Raw genomic sequence first — 15,073 nt, forward strand, 5'->3', positions numbered from 1 at the left:
ACATTAGCGGTCCGATTGCCGAGAACGCATCGTCGACCAGCGCCTACGCTCCCCCGCCTCACGAAGAGAGACACGAGAACGATGGATTCGCACACCCCCGGCACCCACCCGACGCCGCTTCGCCCCGGGGCGAACCCGCGCAAAGCGGCGACAGCCGCATGGGTCGGAAGCGCCCTCGAGTACTACGACTTCTTCATCTACGGCACGGCCGCCGCGCTCGTCTTCGGCCGCGTGTTCTTCCCGGGCTCCAACCCGGCGACCGGCACCCTGCTGGCCCTGGCCACCTTCGGCGTCGGATACCTTGCACGGCCGCTCGGCGCACTGGTCCTCGGCCACATCGGTGATCGGTACGGACGCAAGAAGGTCATGGTCGCCACGGTCCTGCTGATGGGAATCGCCACCCTGGGCGTCGGCGTCCTGCCGTCGTACGAATCCATCGGCATCGCCGCTCCCATCATCCTGGTGCTGCTTCGGTTGTGCCAGGGATTCTCCGCCGGCGGCGAGCAGGCCGGAGCGAACTCGATGACGCTCGAACATGCACCGGACAACAGGCGCGCATTCTTCACCAGCTTCACCCTCAGCGGCACTCAGGGCGGACAGATTCTCGCCACCGCCGTGTTCCTGCCCGTCGCCATGCTCCCCGAGGAGGCACTGCTCAGCTGGGGTTGGCGAATCCCGTTCTTCCTCAGCGCTTTCGTCGTCGTCGCCGCCTTCGTCATCCGCCGTTCGCTCGACGAGACCCCGGTCTTCGAGGAAGAGAAGGCCTCGACCGAGCCGCAGCGCCTGCCCGTGGCCGAACTGCTCAGCGAGCATGGGTCGGCCGTGGTCCGCGTCATGTTGGCCGCAGTCATCGCCTCGGTCAGCACCATCTTCACCGTCTACGCGCTGTCCTACGCCGTGAACACCGTCGGCCTCGAACGCACCCCCATGCTGTGGGTCGGCGTTCTCGCCAACGTCGTCGCACTGTTCGCACTGCCCTTCTTCGGTGCACTGTCGGATCGCATCGGTCGCAAGCCGGTGTTCCTCTTCGGCTCCATCGGCTGCGCGATCCTGATGTTCGGCTACCTGTGGTCCATCTCGAGCGGCAACTACGTTCTCATCTTCGTCTTCGGCATCGTGATGTTCGGTTTCGTGCACAGCGCCACCGGCGGCGTCTGGCCCTCGTTCTACGGTGAGATGTTCCCGGCCCGGGTCCGCCTGACCGGAACCGCACTGGGAACCCAGATCGGTTTCGCCATCGCAGGATTCGCGCCGACCATCGCGGGCGCGATCGCCGGAGCCGAGATCGGTGCGTGGCTACCCGTCGCGATCGTCACCGCGGTCTTCTGCACCATCAACGTCGTGATCGTCGCGACCTCGAAGGAGACCTTCCGTACCCCCACCGACGAGCTCGGTGTTCGGACCCGCACCACCGACAGCGCGCGCGTCGCGTCGGTCTGACCGACATCGTGATCGACGCACTTCGACCTGCAGCGGCGGGCACCTGGACGGTGCTCGCCCTGCAGTATGCCAGTCGAACGGCATTGCGCAGCAACCTCTTTCACCAACGTGACGAACGCAGTACCGAAAGCCAGACGGTGGCCTACTACGTGTGGCTCGCCCTCTCGAAGAACAACACGGTGCTGATCGACGCCGGAATATCCGCTGCCACAGCAGAATCTGTCGACGGGCTCGACTATCACGGATCGCCGATCGACCTGCTCGGCGAGCTCGGCCTGACACCGGACGACATCGACACCTGCATCCTGACCCACCTGCACTACGACCACACCGGGGTCGTCGCGGAGCTCCCGATCGCACGATACGTGGTGCAGCGCAGAGAACTCGAGTACTGGACCGGGCCGTGGGCCGCCCGCATCACCCGAGAGCACTGGTTGCACTCGCGAGCCGACACCGAACACATCGGAACCGCCGATCGCGGCAGTCGACTCGACCTCGTCGACGGCGATCTCGACCTGTTCCCCGGGCTGTCCGTGCACGCCGTCGGCGGACACACTGCAGGCATGCAGGTGGTCAGGGTGAACACCGACCGCGGCCCGGTGGTGTTGGCCTCCGACGCCAGTCACTTCTACGAGAACTTCGAGGACGACAGCCCGTTCGCGATCCTGCATGCATTGCCGGACATGTACGGGGCCTTCGACCGAATCCGAGAGCTCGCCGCCGGCTCCGGTGCCGTCGTGCCCGGCCACGACCCCCTGGTTCTAGACCGATTCGCCGCGTTGACCGACGTTCCCGGCGCGCACGCGGTGATCATCGGCTGAACACAGCGAAAACGACGAATCCCCGACCTCGCGATGAGGTCGGGGATTCGTCGTTGTTCGGCAGCTCGGTCGACGCGTATCAGGCAGACTTGTCGCGGCGTTCCGGACGCTCGGGCTTGCGCGGCACGATGGTCGGCAGCACGTTGTCGTTCACGGTCTCGGCAGTCACGACGACCTTCTCCACGTCGTCGCGGCTCGGGATGTCGTACATCACCGGAAGCAGAACTTCTTCCATGATCGCGCGCAGTCCACGAGCACCGGTTCCTCGGAGAATGGCCTGGTCCGCGATCGCTTCGAGGGCCTCGGCGGTGAACTCGAGCTCGACGCCGTCCATGTCGAACAACCGGCGGTACTGCTTGACGAGCGCGTTCTTCGGCTCGGACAGAATCGTCACCAGCGACTCCTTGTCCAGGTTCGTCACCGACGCGATCATCGGCAGTCGCCCGATGAACTCGGGAATCAGACCGAACTTGATCAGATCCTCCGGCATGACCTCGGCGAAGTGATCCTGCGTGTCGATCTCGGCCTTCGAGCGAACTTCGGCTCCGAATCCGAGCCCGCGCTTGCCGACCCGATCGGAGACGATCTTCTCGAGTCCGGCGAATGCACCGGCGACGATGAAGAGCACGTTGGTGGTGTCGATCTGGATGAACTCCTGATGCGGATGCTTGCGCCCACCCTGCGGCGGCACGCTGGCCTGAGTTCCTTCCAGAATCTTGAGCAGCGCCTGCTGCACGCCTTCACCGGACACGTCACGCGTGATCGACGGGTTCTCGCTCTTGCGAGCGATCTTGTCGACCTCGTCGATGTAGATGATGCCGGTCTCGGCGCGCTTGACGTCGTAGTCCGCGGCCTGGATCAGTTTGAGCAGGATGTTCTCGACATCCTCGCCCACGTATCCGGCCTCGGTGAGCGCGGTGGCGTCGGCGATGGCGAAGGGCACGTTGAGCATCTTGGCCAGGGTCTGCGCGAGGTACGTCTTTCCACACCCCGTCGGTCCGAGCATCAAGATGTTCGACTTCGCCAGTTCGACGGATTCGCCTCGCACGTCGCGTGCCTTGTCACCGGCCTGGATGCGCTTGTAATGGTTGTAGACCGCTACGGCCAACGTGCGCTTGGCAGCGTCCTGACCGATCACGTAGTTCTCGAGAAAGTCCTTGATCTCGGAGGGCTTGGGGAGGTCGTCGAGCTTGACCTCACTCGATTCGGCCAATTCCTCTTCGATGATCTCGTTGCAGAGGTCGATGCACTCGTCGCAGATGTACACCCCTGGTCCAGCGATGAGCTTCTTGACCTGCTTCTGGCTCTTGCCGCAGAAGGAGCACTTCAGCAGATCGCCACCGTCACCGATGCGTGCCATTCGGAGGTTCCTACTTCCTTGTCCGCGTACGACCCACGCCGACCGGGTGTGGCCGAAACCTTCGTGGGCTACTTCTCGGTCTGTCGTCATGCCGACTTCGGTCGACCGAGTTCTTGGATGCGACGGTACCCGTGTTCGCCGAACATGGGCGGGTTGTTTCCGGTGATTCGCCACCCGATTTCGTCGAATGGACCATTCGGGTCGTCGATCACGACCGCCGGGCGGAGTTTCACACTCACGCCCGGCGTCGGAATCTTCTGCCGGACCCGTCAGGTCCGACCGGTGATACTCGCTCTGCTACTTCTGGGCAGAGAGCTTGCGGTACTCGAACACGGTGTCGATGATTCCGTAGTCCTTGGCCTGTTCCGCGGTGAGGATCTTGTCGCGATCGGTGTCCTTGCGGATGACGTCGGGATCCTTGCCGGTGTGGCGGCCGAGGGTGGTCTCCATGAGTCGACGCATGCGCTCGATCTCGGCGGCCTGGATCTCCAGGTCGGACACCTGGCCCTGAATGCCACCGCTCGAGGGCTGATGAATCAGCACGCGCGCGTTGGGCAACGCCGCACGCTTACCGGGAGTGCCTGCGGCGAGCAGGACGGCCGCGGCCGACGCGGCCTGGCCGAGGCAGACGGTCGCAACATCGGCGCGGACGTACTGCATCGTGTCGTAGATCGCCATCAGCGAGGTGAACGAGCCACCGGGCGAGTTGATGTACATCGTGATGTCTCGGTCGGGGTCGAGGCCCTCGAGCACCAGCAGCTGCGCCATGACGTCGTTGGCGGACGCGTCGTCGACCTGGACGCCGAGGAAGATGATGCGCTCCTCGAACAGCTTGTTGTACGGGTTCGATTCCTTCACGCCGTAGCTGGAGTGCTCGACGAAGGACGGCAGGATGTATCGGGAGGACGGCAGCTGATTGGGGTCGAACAGGTTTGTCATCGTTTCTCCAAGATGTAAGTGATCGAGGGTCGCCGGGAGCGGCCGAGTTACTCGCCGATTCCGCCGGCCTGCCGCGCACGGCTGACGACGTGGTCCACGAACCCGTATTCCTTGGCCGCCTGCGCCGTGAACCAGCGGTCACGATCTGAGTCTTCGGTGATCTGCTCGACGGTCTGGCCGGTGTGCTGGGCGATGAGCTCGGCCATCTCACGCTTGGTGTGCGCGAACTGCTCGGCCATGATGGCGATGTCGGAGGCACTGCCGCCGATACCGGCCGAAGGCTGATGCATCATGATGCGCGCGTGCGGCAGGGCGTAGCGCTTGCCCTTGGCACCGGCAGAGAGCAGGAACTGACCCATCGAGGCAGCCAGACCCATTCCGTAGGTCGCGATGTCGCACTCGGCGAATTCCATCGTGTCGAAAATGGCCATACCCGCGGTGACCGAGCCACCGGGCGAGTTGATGTACAGCGCGATGTCACGAGTGGGGTCCTCGGCCGAGAGCAGCAGGATCTGAGCGCACAACTTGTTGGCGATGTCGTCGTCGACCTGGGTACCGAGGAAAATGATGCGGTTTTGAAGCAGACGCTCGTACACGGAGTCGCTGAGATTCAGCCCTGCTGCAGCCGAAGTCATGACGGGACTCTGCTGGTGCGAAGCCGCCGGATTCTGAACAGTCACGGTACCTGCCTTTTCCATAACAAATCGTTGGTTCCTGACACAGACACTAACGAAAGACGGCGGCTCCGGAGTCCCGGAACCGCCGTCGTTCGCTGTGAGCGTTACTTCTCTTGTTCGCCCTCGGAAGAATCTGCTGCTTCGACCTCGTCGGGAGCATCGGCGGGGCTGCCGAACAGCTCTGCGGTGTCGACGCTCGCGCCGGTGGTGTCGGTCACGGTGACGCGCTCGACGACCGAAGCCAGCGCCTTACCGCGCTTGACATCGGCGAACACGGCACCGAGCTGGTTGGCCTGCTGCACCTGCTGAATGAACTGCTCGGGCGGCATGCCGTAGCGCTGCGCCTGGAAGATGATTCGCTCGGTGAGCTCTTCCTGCCCGACCTGGGTGTTCTCGGCCTCGGCGATCGCATCGAGAAGGAGCTGGGTGCGCACCGACTTCTCGGCACCTTCCTTGACGTCCTTGTCGAATTCCTCGCGGCTCGAACCCTGCGACTCGAGCAGCTCGGCGAGAGCTTCCTCGTTGTGGTCGAGGCCGTGGATGGCCTCGTGCACCTGGGAATCGACCTCGGCCTTGACGACGGCCTCGGGAGCCGGGATCTCGATCGTGTCGAGCAGCGTCTCGAGCACCTTGTCGCGAATCTGACCGGCCTGCTCGACCTTCGCGACTCGCTCGACGCGGGTCCTCAGATCGGCGAGCAGCTCGTCGAACGTGTCGAACTCGCTGGCCAGCTGAGCGAACTCGTCGTCGGCCTCGGGCAGCTCGCGCTCCTTGACGGACACGACCTTGACCGTGACGACGGCTTCCTTGCCTGCGTACTCACCGGCAACGAGAGTGGAGGTGAATTCCTTCGACTCGTCGGCCGACACGCCGATGATCGCGTCGTCGAGTCCCTCGATGAGCTGGCCGGAGCCGACCTCGTGGGACAGCCCACTCGCGGTTGCCTCTTCGACGTTCTCGCCGTCGACGGTGGCCGAGAGGTCGATCGAGACGAAGTCGCCCGACTGGACGGGACGATCGACACCGGTCAGGGTGCCGAAACGCTGGCGCAGCGACTGCAGCTGCTCGTCGACGGCCTCGTCCTTGATCTCGAGCGGATCGACGACGACGCTGATGGTCGAGTAGTCGGGCAGATCGATCTCGGGGCGGACGTCGACCTCGGCGGTGAACGTGAGCTCGGTACCGTCCTCGATCTTGGTGATCTCGATCTCGGGCTGGCCGATGACCTTGACCTTCTCGTTGGTCACGGCCTCGGAGTAGCGAGAGGGAAGAGCGTCGTTGACGACCTGCTCGAGAACCGCACCACGGCCGACACGAGCCTCGAGCAACTTGGCCGGAGCCTTGCCGGGACGGAAGCCGGGGAGGCGGATCTGCTGAGCCAAAGCCTTGTACGCGCGGTCGAAATCAGGCTTGAGCTCCTCGAAGGGCACCTCAACGTTGATACGGACTCGCGTCGGGCTCAGCTGCTCGACGGTGCTCTTCACGGGACATGCTCCTTCTGGTGGTTCTTGCTTGCTGGTGGTTCCGGTGTGCTGTCTGCTCTCGCTCGCCACGAACACGGCGAGCCGTGCCTGCGGCTCTCTTTTGTCGGGGTGACAGGAATTGAACCTGCGACCCTCCGCTCCCAAAGCGGATGCGCTACCAAGCTGCGCCACACCCCGTCGTACGGACACCATTGAACAGCAACCGATAGTAGCCCCCCGTGGGCGCCCCACCGATGACGTTCGGACGAACCGCTCGCGGCGGGCCGGTTTGGAATCCGGCGTCGGCGTTGGGTACAGTCTTGAAACGCAGGCGACGGAACTGGCGATCCCACGACTGTTGTTTGCACGCCGATGTAGCTCAATGGTAGAGCCCCTGTCTTCCAAACAGGCTACGCGAGTTCGATTCTCGTCATCGGCTCCACCGAAAGGCCCCGCACTCCTGGTGCGGGGCTTTTTCGTGTCCGCGTACCCTGGACGGTGTCCGAATTGTCCGTACGAACCGGGCATGCATCGTCGGCGGAAGGTCCGCAGTGGAAATCGTCCTGATCGTCATCGTCATCGCCGCAGTGGCCCTGTTGGTGCTGCGAAGCAAGAAGAACTCGGCCGCGGCGGCCGAAACCGCGCTGGCCGACGCGAAGGCCGATGCCCGGCAGTCGATCGAGCGTCTCGGCGGCCAGGTCTACAACCTGATCGGCACCGACACCGCCTCCAAGCAGGCCCTGGCCGACGCATCCGAACGCAACATCGCCGCCGGTTCGCAGATCGACCAGGCCACTACCCCCGAACAGGCCCGACTGGCCAAGCAGACGGCGCTCGAGGGTCTCTACTACATCCGCGCCGCCCGCCTGGCGATGGGCATGGACCCGGGCCCGGAGGTCCAGGGCATCGACGGCCAGCAGCAGGCGGGTCGAGTCACCGAGGATCGCAAGGTCGACTTCGAGGGCCGTGAGATCGCGGCATCGCCGGATCCGTCCGATCGCACCCCGAACTACTACCCCGGTGGCCGAGTCGCGGGTCGTCCGGTACCCGCGGGCTGGTACTCCGAGCCGTGGTGGCGGCCGGCCTTGGTGGCAGGTGCATGGGGAATGGGTTCGATGTTCCTGTTCTCGGCGATGTTCTCCGGCATGGCCGGGGTGCCGGAGGAGACCGCGGCAGGCGAAGACATGGGGGCCGACGGTTCCGACGGGGGCAGCGGCGACGACTACTCCGGCGGCGACACCGAATACGGTGCGATGGACGACGGCGGCGGGGGCATGTTCGACGGCGGAGCCGACTTCGGCGGTGGGGGCGACTTCGGCGGGTTCTAGGTCGCCTGACAGACCGGGCACCAGAACAGGTTTCGAGCCTGCATCACCGAGTGCAGGATGTCGGCTCCGCACACCCGGCAGGGATACCCCTGCCTGCGGTAGACGTAGGACCGCGGTCGCCGTGCACCGTAAGTGTCGCCGTGATCGTCCTCGGGCCGGATGGTGATGATGCGCCCGCGTCGGACACCGATCGCCATGAGGTCGACGAGGTCGAACCAGATCGCATCCCACTCGGCTCGATCGAGGTCCTTGCCGGGCCGCATGGGGTTGATCTCGTGCCGGAACAGGATCTCGGCGCGGTAGACGTTGCCGACTCCGGCGAGCACCTTCTGATCCATCAGCAACGTGCCGATTGCCGTGCGCGACTTGGAGATTCGCGCCCACGCTGCGTCCGGATCGGCGTCCTTACGCAGCGGGTCCGGTCCCAGGCGCGCCACCAGGGCGTCGACCTGCTCCTCGGTGTAGATCTCGCAGGCGGTGGGGCCGCGCAGGTCGACACCGTACTTCTCCCCCACCATGCGCAATCGCACGGCACCGACCGGATCGTCCAGCGGCACAGCCTGTTCGGTGAACTTCCCGTACAGACCGAGATGGATGTGAACGATCAGATCGGACTCGTACCGATGCAGCAGATGCTTGCCCCAGGCCTCGGCCTTCTCGAGGACGAGGCCGTCGATCAGCGCGGCACCGGAGGCGAACCGCCCCTGTGGGCTGCTCGCCCGAACCGGTGCCCCGCCGAACCGACGTCCGTGCAACCGAGCCAGTCGGTGCAGAGTGTGACCCTCGGGCACCTATGCGGGCTTTCCCGGCACCTCGGGTGCCTCGCCACTGCGCTCGTACTCGGACAGGATGTCGATGCGACGCTGGTGGCGCTCCTCGCCCGAGAACGGGGTACCGAGGAAGGCGTCGACGATCGCGAGGGCTTCGGGCAGCGTGTGCATGCGGCCGCCGATGCCGATGAGCTGAGCGTCGTTGTGCTCGCGGGCCAACTTCGCGGTCTCGACGCTCCACGCCAACGCACAGCGAGCGCCGGGCACCTTGTTGGCGGCGATCTGCTCGCCGTTTCCGGAACCGCCGAGCACCAGGCCGCGGCTACCCGGATCGGCGACTACGCGGCGTGCTGCGTCGATGCAGAATGCCGGGTAGTCGTCGACGGGGTCGTAGTCGAAGGCACCGCAGTCGACGGGCTCGTGCCCGGTCGCCGTCAGGTGTTCGATGATCTGATTCTTGAACTCGAGGCCGGCGTGGTCGGCACCCAGGTATACGCGCATGCCTAGAGTCTGACAGGTGAACTCCGAAGCCGAGAAATTCGCCGGTGTGGACGGCGCGAAGGGCGCATGGGTGGTCGCGATCTCGGCCGGGACCACGCTGACGTGGACCGGTTGCGCGTCGGTGGCCGACGTGCTCGAGGTGACTCGGGACTGCGCACGAGTGGGAGTCGACATGCCGCTGTCGTTGCCCCGGGGCGGTTATCGCGTCAGCGAACTGGAGGCCAAGAGGTTTCTCGGAACGGCGAGGAGCTCGATCTTCCACACGCCGGTCGTCGACGTGCTCGCCGCCGAGTCGTATCCCGAAGCGTGTGCGGTGTCTCGGCAACTCACCGGCAAGGCGATCAGCAAGCAGACGTGGCACATCCTGCCGTCCGTGAAGGCCTGGCTCGATGCCGACTTCGACCGGGACCGGTACGTCGAGGTACATCCCGAATGCTCGTTCCGGGCGATGTCACCGACGACGACGTTCGCGTCGAAGAAGTCTGGCCGAGGCGCCGGGCAGCGTTTGTCCACCCTGATGCGCTGGCAAGAACACCTCGATCTCGCGGATCTGCCGCCCGGACCCGCCGTCGACGATGTTCTCGACGCGGCCGCAGCGGCGTGGTCGGCGAGGCGGTTTCACGTCGGCGAGCATCGGACGTTCGGTACCGAGGACAGCTCGGATCGGATCGTCGCCTGACGAACCCCGTGCGCGGAAACTCGTAGCAGGGTACGAATTTCCGCGCACGAGGGTCATGCGATCAGTCGAACTGTGGGTCCTCGTTGCGGGTGCGCTTGAGCTCGTAGAAGTGCGGGTACGACGCGAAGATCACCGACGCGTCCCAGAGCTTGCCTGCTTCTTCACCGCGCGGGATTCGGGAGAGCACAGGGCCGAAGAAGGCCACGCCGTTGACGTGGATGGTCGGGGTGCCGACATCGGGCCCCACCTTGTCCATGCCCGCGTGATGACTGGTCCGCAGGTCCTCGTCGTAGTCGGTGCTCTCGGCGGCCTTCGCAAGGTCACCGGGCAGATCCAGTTCCGCGAGCGACTCCGAGATCACGACGTCGAAATCCTTGTTGCCCTCGTTGTGAATTCGCGTTCCCATGGCCGCGTACAGCGGGGCGAGAACCTCGTCGCCCTTCAGCTTGGCTGCGGCGATCGCCACCCGAACCGGCCCCCAGGCCTTCTTCATCATCGCGGCGTATTCCTCGGGCAGATCGCGGCCCTCGTTGAGTACTGCCAGGCTCATGACGTGGAAGTTCACGTCGATGTCGCGCACCTGCTGCACCTCGAGAATCCACCGCGAGGTGATCCAACACCACGGGCACAGTGGGTCGAACCAAAAATCCGCAGTGTCTTTCTGTCCTGAACCGGCCACTGTCCTACTCCTTGGAAGTCGAGGTCAACGTCTCTTCATTGCGTAACAACCGCCCACCGCGCAGACATTCCGCACGGCCCGTCGGCCAGCGAGGGGTACGCGTGACGTGATGGGATGGAAGGCACTATCCATAACTACACGAAGAGGTGTCGACTGAAGTGGTTGCTCCCAACCTGACGCGTGACCAAGCCTCCGAGCGTTCGGCGATCATCGGGGAAACGAAGTACGCGATCGTTCTCGATCTCACCGACGGCGAGGGCAATCCGGGCGAGAAGACCTTCCGCTCGCTCACCACCATCACGTTCGCGGCCACCGCCGGGGCGTCGACTTTCGTGGACGTCATCGCGAGCACGATCCGCTCCGCGACGCTCAACGGCACCGATCTCGATACCGCCGACTACGACGAGTCGACCGGCCTCGCGCTCGAGAATCTGGCCGAGCACAACGAACTCGTCATCGATGCGGACTGCGTCTACTCGCACACGGGCGAGGGACTGCACCGTTTCGTCGACCCGTCGGACGGCACGGTCTACCTGTACTCGCAGTTCGAGACCGCCGATGCAAAGCGTATGTTCGCCTGCTTCGATCAGCCCGATCTCAAGGCCACCTTCGATCTGAAGGTCACCGCGCCGGAGAGCTGGACGGTCATCTCCAATGCCGCGCACGCCGCCGAGCCTGCGGCGGGCGAGCACGTGTTCGACACGACACCGTTGATGAGCACCTACCTCGTCGCACTGATCGCCGGACCGTACGCGGAGTGGACCGACTCGTACACCGACGACCACGGCACCATTCCCCTCGGAATCTATTGCCGCGCTTCACTTGCCGAGCACATGGACGCGGAGCGCCTGTTCACCGAGACCAAGCAGGGCTTCGGTTTCTACCACGAGAACTTCGGCACTCCCTACGCGTTCGGCAAGTACGACCAGCTCTTCGTGCCCGAGTTCAATGCCGGTGCCATGGAGAACGCGGGTGCCGTCACGTTCCTCGAGGACTACGTCTTCCGGTCCAAGGTGACGCGGTACTCGTACGAACGGCGCGCCGAGACAGTGCTGCACGAGATGGCACACATGTGGTTCGGCGACCTGGTGACCATGACGTGGTGGGACGACCTGTGGCTCAACGAGTCGTTCGCGACGTTCGCCTCGGTGCTGTGCCAGTCCGAGGCAACCGAGTACACCAACGCGTGGACCACTTTCGCCAACGTCGAGAAGGCCTGGGCCTACCGTCAGGACCAGTTGCCGTCGACGCACCCCATCGCCGCCGACATTCCCGATCTCGCGGCCGTGGAGGTCAACTTCGACGGCATCACCTACGCCAAGGGCGCGAGTGTGCTCAAGCAACTGGTGGCGTACGTCGGCAAGGAGGACTTCCTCGCCGGATTGCGGGCGTACTTCGTCGATCATGCCTTCGCCAACGCCACGTTCTCGGATCTGCTTGCCGCTCTGGAGAAGTCGTCGGGACGCGATCTCTCCGACTGGGGTGCCCAGTGGCTGCGCACCACCGGCCTGAACACCTTGAGCCCGGATTTCGACGTCGACGCCGACGGCAAGTTCACCCGCTTCTCGGTGCTGCAGACCGGTGCTGCCCCGGGTGCGGGCGAGCATCGCGTGCACCGCATCGCGGTGGGAATCTACGACGACGTCGACGGCAAGCTGGTGCGCACCGACCGCGTCGAACTCGACCTCGACGCTGCCGAGTCGACGACCGTCGATGCGTTGGTCGGCGTCTCGCGCGGCAAGCTCGTCCTGGTCAACGACGACGACCTGACGTACTGCGCGGTGCGACTCGACCCGGATTCGCTCGATGTCCTTCTCTCTCGAATCGCCGACATCGCCGAGCCACTCCCCCGCACCCTCGCGTGGTCGGCGGCCTGGGAGATGACTCGATCCGCCGAGATGAAGGCGCGAGACTTCGTGGCCCTCGTCCAGCGCGGAATCGGCGCTGAGACGGAAGTGGGTGTGGTGCAACGACTTCTGCTGCAGGCCCAGACCGCAATCTCCAGCTATGCCGACCCGGCATGGGCGGCCGAGCACGGTACCCCCGAGTTCGCCGATGCACTGCTCGACCTGGCGCGCACCGCCGAAGCAGGCTCGGATCACCAGCTGGCATTCGTCAATGCTCTCACCGGCACCGAGCTCGGCGACCGTCACATCGACGTGCTGAGGGCACTGCTCGACGGTGATGTGGAGGGGCAGTCGCTGGACGGCCTCGGCGTGGATACCGATCTGCGCTGGCGCATCGTCACGGCGCTGGCCGGTGCCGGTGCGATCGACGCCGACGGCCTGGACTCGCCGGTGATCGACGCCGAGGCGGCCAGGGACAACACTGCCGCCGGAGCCCGGTCGGCAGCGGCTGCACGAGCCGCTCGGCCCAGCGCGGAGGTCAAGGAGCAGGCCTGGACGACGGTGGTGGACGACGATGCGGTTCCCAACATCACGGCCCGCTCGATCATCGGCGGCTTCGCCGGACCAGGTCAGGGCGAGCTGCTCGAACCGTACGTCGCCCGCTATTTCGACGCCATCGAAGGTGTCTGGGCGCGTCGTTCGAGTGAGGTCGCGCAGACCGTCGTGGTGGGCCTGTACCCGTCCTGGTCGATCTCGGAGGACTCCCTCGCTGCAGCGGACGGGTTCCTCGACGGCGACCTACCGCCCGCGCTCCGACGCCTGGTGATCGAGGGCCGGGCCGGCATCGTTCGGGCTCTCGCTGCACGGGAGTTCGACGCGAGCTGATCTAGACGGCACCGACGACGAGGGCCGGTTGCTCCACCCGGAGGTGGAGCAACCGGCCCTCGTCGTACGAGCGCGGTCGGGAGGAAGGGAGCTAGGGGCTCAGGATGGACGCGGCCATCACCCGGACGGAGGTGACCAGACCGTCGATGAGGTTTCCGTCGCGGAACGGGCCGAGGGCCGCGGTGACACCCAACTGTGCGACCCGGTCGGTCGCTCGGTTGGACACTCGCTTGCCGGTGCGGATCTCGAGTGCGTGCCGATTGGGGTCGACGGCGATCAGCACCGAACGAACGGCATCGGGAGTCCCGGGGAACACCGAATCCGCACCCGCGGCCGGATCGACGCCGAGATCACCGATGTAGACGTTGAACCGGATCTTGGTCTGCCGAATCGCTTGGGTGAGTGCGTCGTCGAGCGCAACCAGGTCCTGCGTGGCGAACGGCAGGTGCTCGGGATTGGCGGTCCCGAACTCGTGAGCCGCCGAGACACGGCCGCTCGAGGTGAGCGCAGCCCCGAAAGGCAGGTCTTCTTCTCTGACGTCACTGCGGACGAGTTCACCACTTGCCACTTGCGGAACCTCCGATCGAGTCGGCTGTGTCGGCGTCGTGCGAACCGTGGCCTCCGAAGGGAGTCACCTCGTCCGTAGCACTCCACAGCAATGGCTCGCGCGTCCACTCGTCCGTCAGTCGGTAGGGCGGAACGTCCATACCGGGCTGCTTGTCGGTCAAGTAGGACAACGCGCCGAGGAGTCCGATCACCGCAACCGGAATCACCCCGAATATCAGCGTGGTCTCAAAAATGCTCACGGGGTGTGACGTTAGTCGACAATTGCGCGTCGGACCACGTCGGGGCCGGTGTTGTGACCGAAATGTGCAGACCCGACCGCGTCAGGCAGCACCCTCACCGAGGTACGCGAGCCACGTCGGGTCGAGCTCCTTGGTCGTCGCCAACAGTCGCCAGTGCGGACCCTTGGGCGGCACCAACTGGGCGCGCAGTGTCCAGCCGATCTCACTGAGCAATTTGTCCGCCTTGCGATGGTTGCACGAGGCGCAGCATGCGACGCAGTTCTCCCACGAGTGGCCACCTCCGCGACTACGCGGGACCACATGGTCGACGGTTTCGGCTTTGCTTCCGCAGTACGCGCACCGGAACCGGTCGCGGTGCATCAGCGCGGCGCGGGTCATCGGCACTCGCGCTCGGTACGGAACACGGACGAACGTCCGCAATCTGATCACCGACGGCACCTGGACCGAGAAGTCCGCAGACCGAATGAACGGGCCCTCCGGATCGTCGTGCACCACGTCGGCTTTCCCACAAACGAGAAGAACCACCGCCCGGCGCATCGGAAGCGCGGTCAGTGGTTCGAATGTGGCATTGAGGAGCAGCACACGGCGCTTGACCCACGCCGGAACGGCGTCGTCGCCCGTGGCGGTGTGAGCCGTCGGCACCACACGCAGCGGAAAAGCCCCCGAGGCCGTCTCACGCTGGTCGTGCGCGGTGCGGCCCTCAGTGGGCGGGAGTTGTCGATGGCGGTGTTGCGAGTTCTTCATGCGTTGCTCCAGAGACAGTCGGCGCCCGCGCATGGCTTGCGTGGAACACGAGTGACAGTGGAACACGAATACACCGTCCACGCACAGCCTTTTTCTCGGCATTTTCTGTTGCCGAACGGTGAACATCTCGCGTC

General features: G+C 65.0%; 15 protein-coding genes and 2 tRNA genes. 6 read left to right on the plus strand and 11 right to left on the minus strand.

Features of this window, described 5'->3' with window-relative positions; all coding sequences use genetic code 11:
• Window positions 1–81 precede the first annotated feature (81 nt).
• Window positions 82–1,440, plus strand: a complete 1,359-nt coding sequence (locus CH249_RS01025) for an MFS transporter (RefSeq protein WP_032394599.1) — start codon at window positions 82–84, stop codon at window positions 1,438–1,440.
• 8 nt (window positions 1,441–1,448) lie between these two features.
• Window positions 1,449–2,261, plus strand: coding sequence for an N-acyl homoserine lactonase family protein (locus tag CH249_RS01030; protein ID WP_256987993.1), 813 nt, complete (start codon window positions 1,449–1,451; stop codon window positions 2,259–2,261).
• Between the two features lie 79 nt (window positions 2,262–2,340).
• Here CH249_RS01030 and clpX read toward each other — a convergent pair whose 3' ends face one another.
• The 5 genes from clpX to CH249_RS01055 all read right to left on the minus strand — a co-directional run bounded on the left by clpX (window position 2,341) and on the right by CH249_RS01055 (window position 6,898).
• Entirely contained in the window at window positions 2,341–3,621 is a 1,281-nt protein-coding gene (clpX, locus tag CH249_RS01035; protein WP_094682573.1) for an ATP-dependent Clp protease ATP-binding subunit ClpX, read from the minus strand.
• A 297-nt stretch (window positions 3,622–3,918) separates the two neighbouring features.
• Complete coding sequence (locus tag CH249_RS01040; RefSeq protein ID WP_008715342.1) at window positions 3,919–4,560, minus strand: ATP-dependent Clp protease proteolytic subunit; 642 nt, start codon at window positions 4,558–4,560, stop codon at window positions 3,919–3,921.
• Between the two features lie 47 nt (window positions 4,561–4,607).
• Window positions 4,608–5,258: an ATP-dependent Clp protease proteolytic subunit gene (locus CH249_RS01045; RefSeq protein ID WP_082073666.1), complete on the minus strand. Its 651-nt coding sequence runs from the start codon at window positions 5,256–5,258 to the stop codon at window positions 4,608–4,610.
• Window positions 5,259–5,341: 83 nt separating this feature from the next.
• Window positions 5,342–6,721, minus strand: a complete 1,380-nt coding sequence (gene tig, locus CH249_RS01050) for a trigger factor (RefSeq protein ID WP_032394780.1) — start codon at window positions 6,719–6,721, stop codon at window positions 5,342–5,344.
• A 103-nt stretch (window positions 6,722–6,824) separates the two neighbouring features.
• A tRNA-Pro gene (locus tag CH249_RS01055) sits at window positions 6,825–6,898 on the minus strand.
• A 170-nt stretch (window positions 6,899–7,068) separates the two neighbouring features.
• Between CH249_RS01055 and CH249_RS01060 the strand changes: the two genes are divergently transcribed.
• A tRNA-Gly gene (locus tag CH249_RS01060) sits at window positions 7,069–7,142 on the plus strand.
• A gap of 109 nt (window positions 7,143–7,251) precedes the next feature.
• Entirely contained in the window at window positions 7,252–8,028 is a 777-nt protein-coding gene (locus tag CH249_RS01065; RefSeq protein WP_032394601.1) for a hypothetical protein, read from the plus strand.
• On the opposite strand, the gene CH249_RS01070 is transcribed toward CH249_RS01065, so the two are convergent.
• Both CH249_RS01070 and CH249_RS01075 read right to left on the minus strand, forming a co-directional pair.
• Complete coding sequence (locus CH249_RS01070; protein ID WP_032394602.1) at window positions 8,025–8,819, minus strand: Fpg/Nei family DNA glycosylase; 795 nt, start codon at window positions 8,817–8,819, stop codon at window positions 8,025–8,027. The genes CH249_RS01065 and CH249_RS01070 overlap by 4 nt on opposite strands.
• Complete coding sequence (locus tag CH249_RS01075) at window positions 8,820–9,299, minus strand: ribose-5-phosphate isomerase (protein WP_032379225.1); 480 nt, start codon at window positions 9,297–9,299, stop codon at window positions 8,820–8,822.
• A 16-nt stretch (window positions 9,300–9,315) separates the two neighbouring features.
• Here CH249_RS01075 and CH249_RS01080 point away from each other — a divergent pair, with 16 nt between their 5' ends.
• Window positions 9,316–9,978: a DUF429 domain-containing protein gene (locus CH249_RS01080; protein ID WP_094631070.1), complete on the plus strand. Its 663-nt coding sequence runs from the start codon at window positions 9,316–9,318 to the stop codon at window positions 9,976–9,978.
• Between the two features lie 61 nt (window positions 9,979–10,039).
• Here CH249_RS01080 and CH249_RS01085 read toward each other — a convergent pair whose 3' ends face one another.
• Window positions 10,040–10,657, minus strand: a complete 618-nt coding sequence (locus CH249_RS01085) for a DsbA family protein (RefSeq protein WP_045194585.1) — start codon at window positions 10,655–10,657, stop codon at window positions 10,040–10,042.
• Window positions 10,658–10,815: 158 nt separating this feature from the next.
• Between CH249_RS01085 and pepN the strand changes: the two genes are divergently transcribed.
• Window positions 10,816–13,389, plus strand: a complete 2,574-nt coding sequence (gene pepN, locus CH249_RS01090) for an aminopeptidase N (protein ID WP_094682574.1) — start codon at window positions 10,816–10,818, stop codon at window positions 13,387–13,389.
• A 91-nt stretch (window positions 13,390–13,480) separates the two neighbouring features.
• Here pepN and CH249_RS01095 read toward each other — a convergent pair whose 3' ends face one another.
• From CH249_RS01095 to CH249_RS01105, 3 genes are all read right to left on the minus strand, one after another.
• Window positions 13,481–13,957, minus strand: coding sequence for a DUF5130 family protein (locus CH249_RS01095; protein ID WP_032394604.1), 477 nt, complete (start codon window positions 13,955–13,957; stop codon window positions 13,481–13,483).
• Window positions 13,944–14,195, minus strand: coding sequence for a membrane protein (locus CH249_RS01100; protein ID WP_032394605.1), 252 nt, complete (start codon window positions 14,193–14,195; stop codon window positions 13,944–13,946). Before CH249_RS01100 ends, CH249_RS01095 begins: the two co-directional genes overlap by 14 nt.
• An 81-nt stretch (window positions 14,196–14,276) precedes the next feature.
• A complete protein-coding gene (locus tag CH249_RS01105; RefSeq protein WP_179273114.1) occupies window positions 14,277–14,939 on the minus strand; it encodes an HNH endonuclease in 663 nt (220 codons plus the stop codon).
• Window positions 14,940–15,073: the final 134 nt, after the last annotated feature.

This window comes from Rhodococcus sp. 05-2255-3B1, from assembly GCF_002258545.1.
Taxonomy (GTDB): Bacteria; Actinomycetota; Actinomycetes; order Mycobacteriales; family Mycobacteriaceae; genus Rhodococcoides.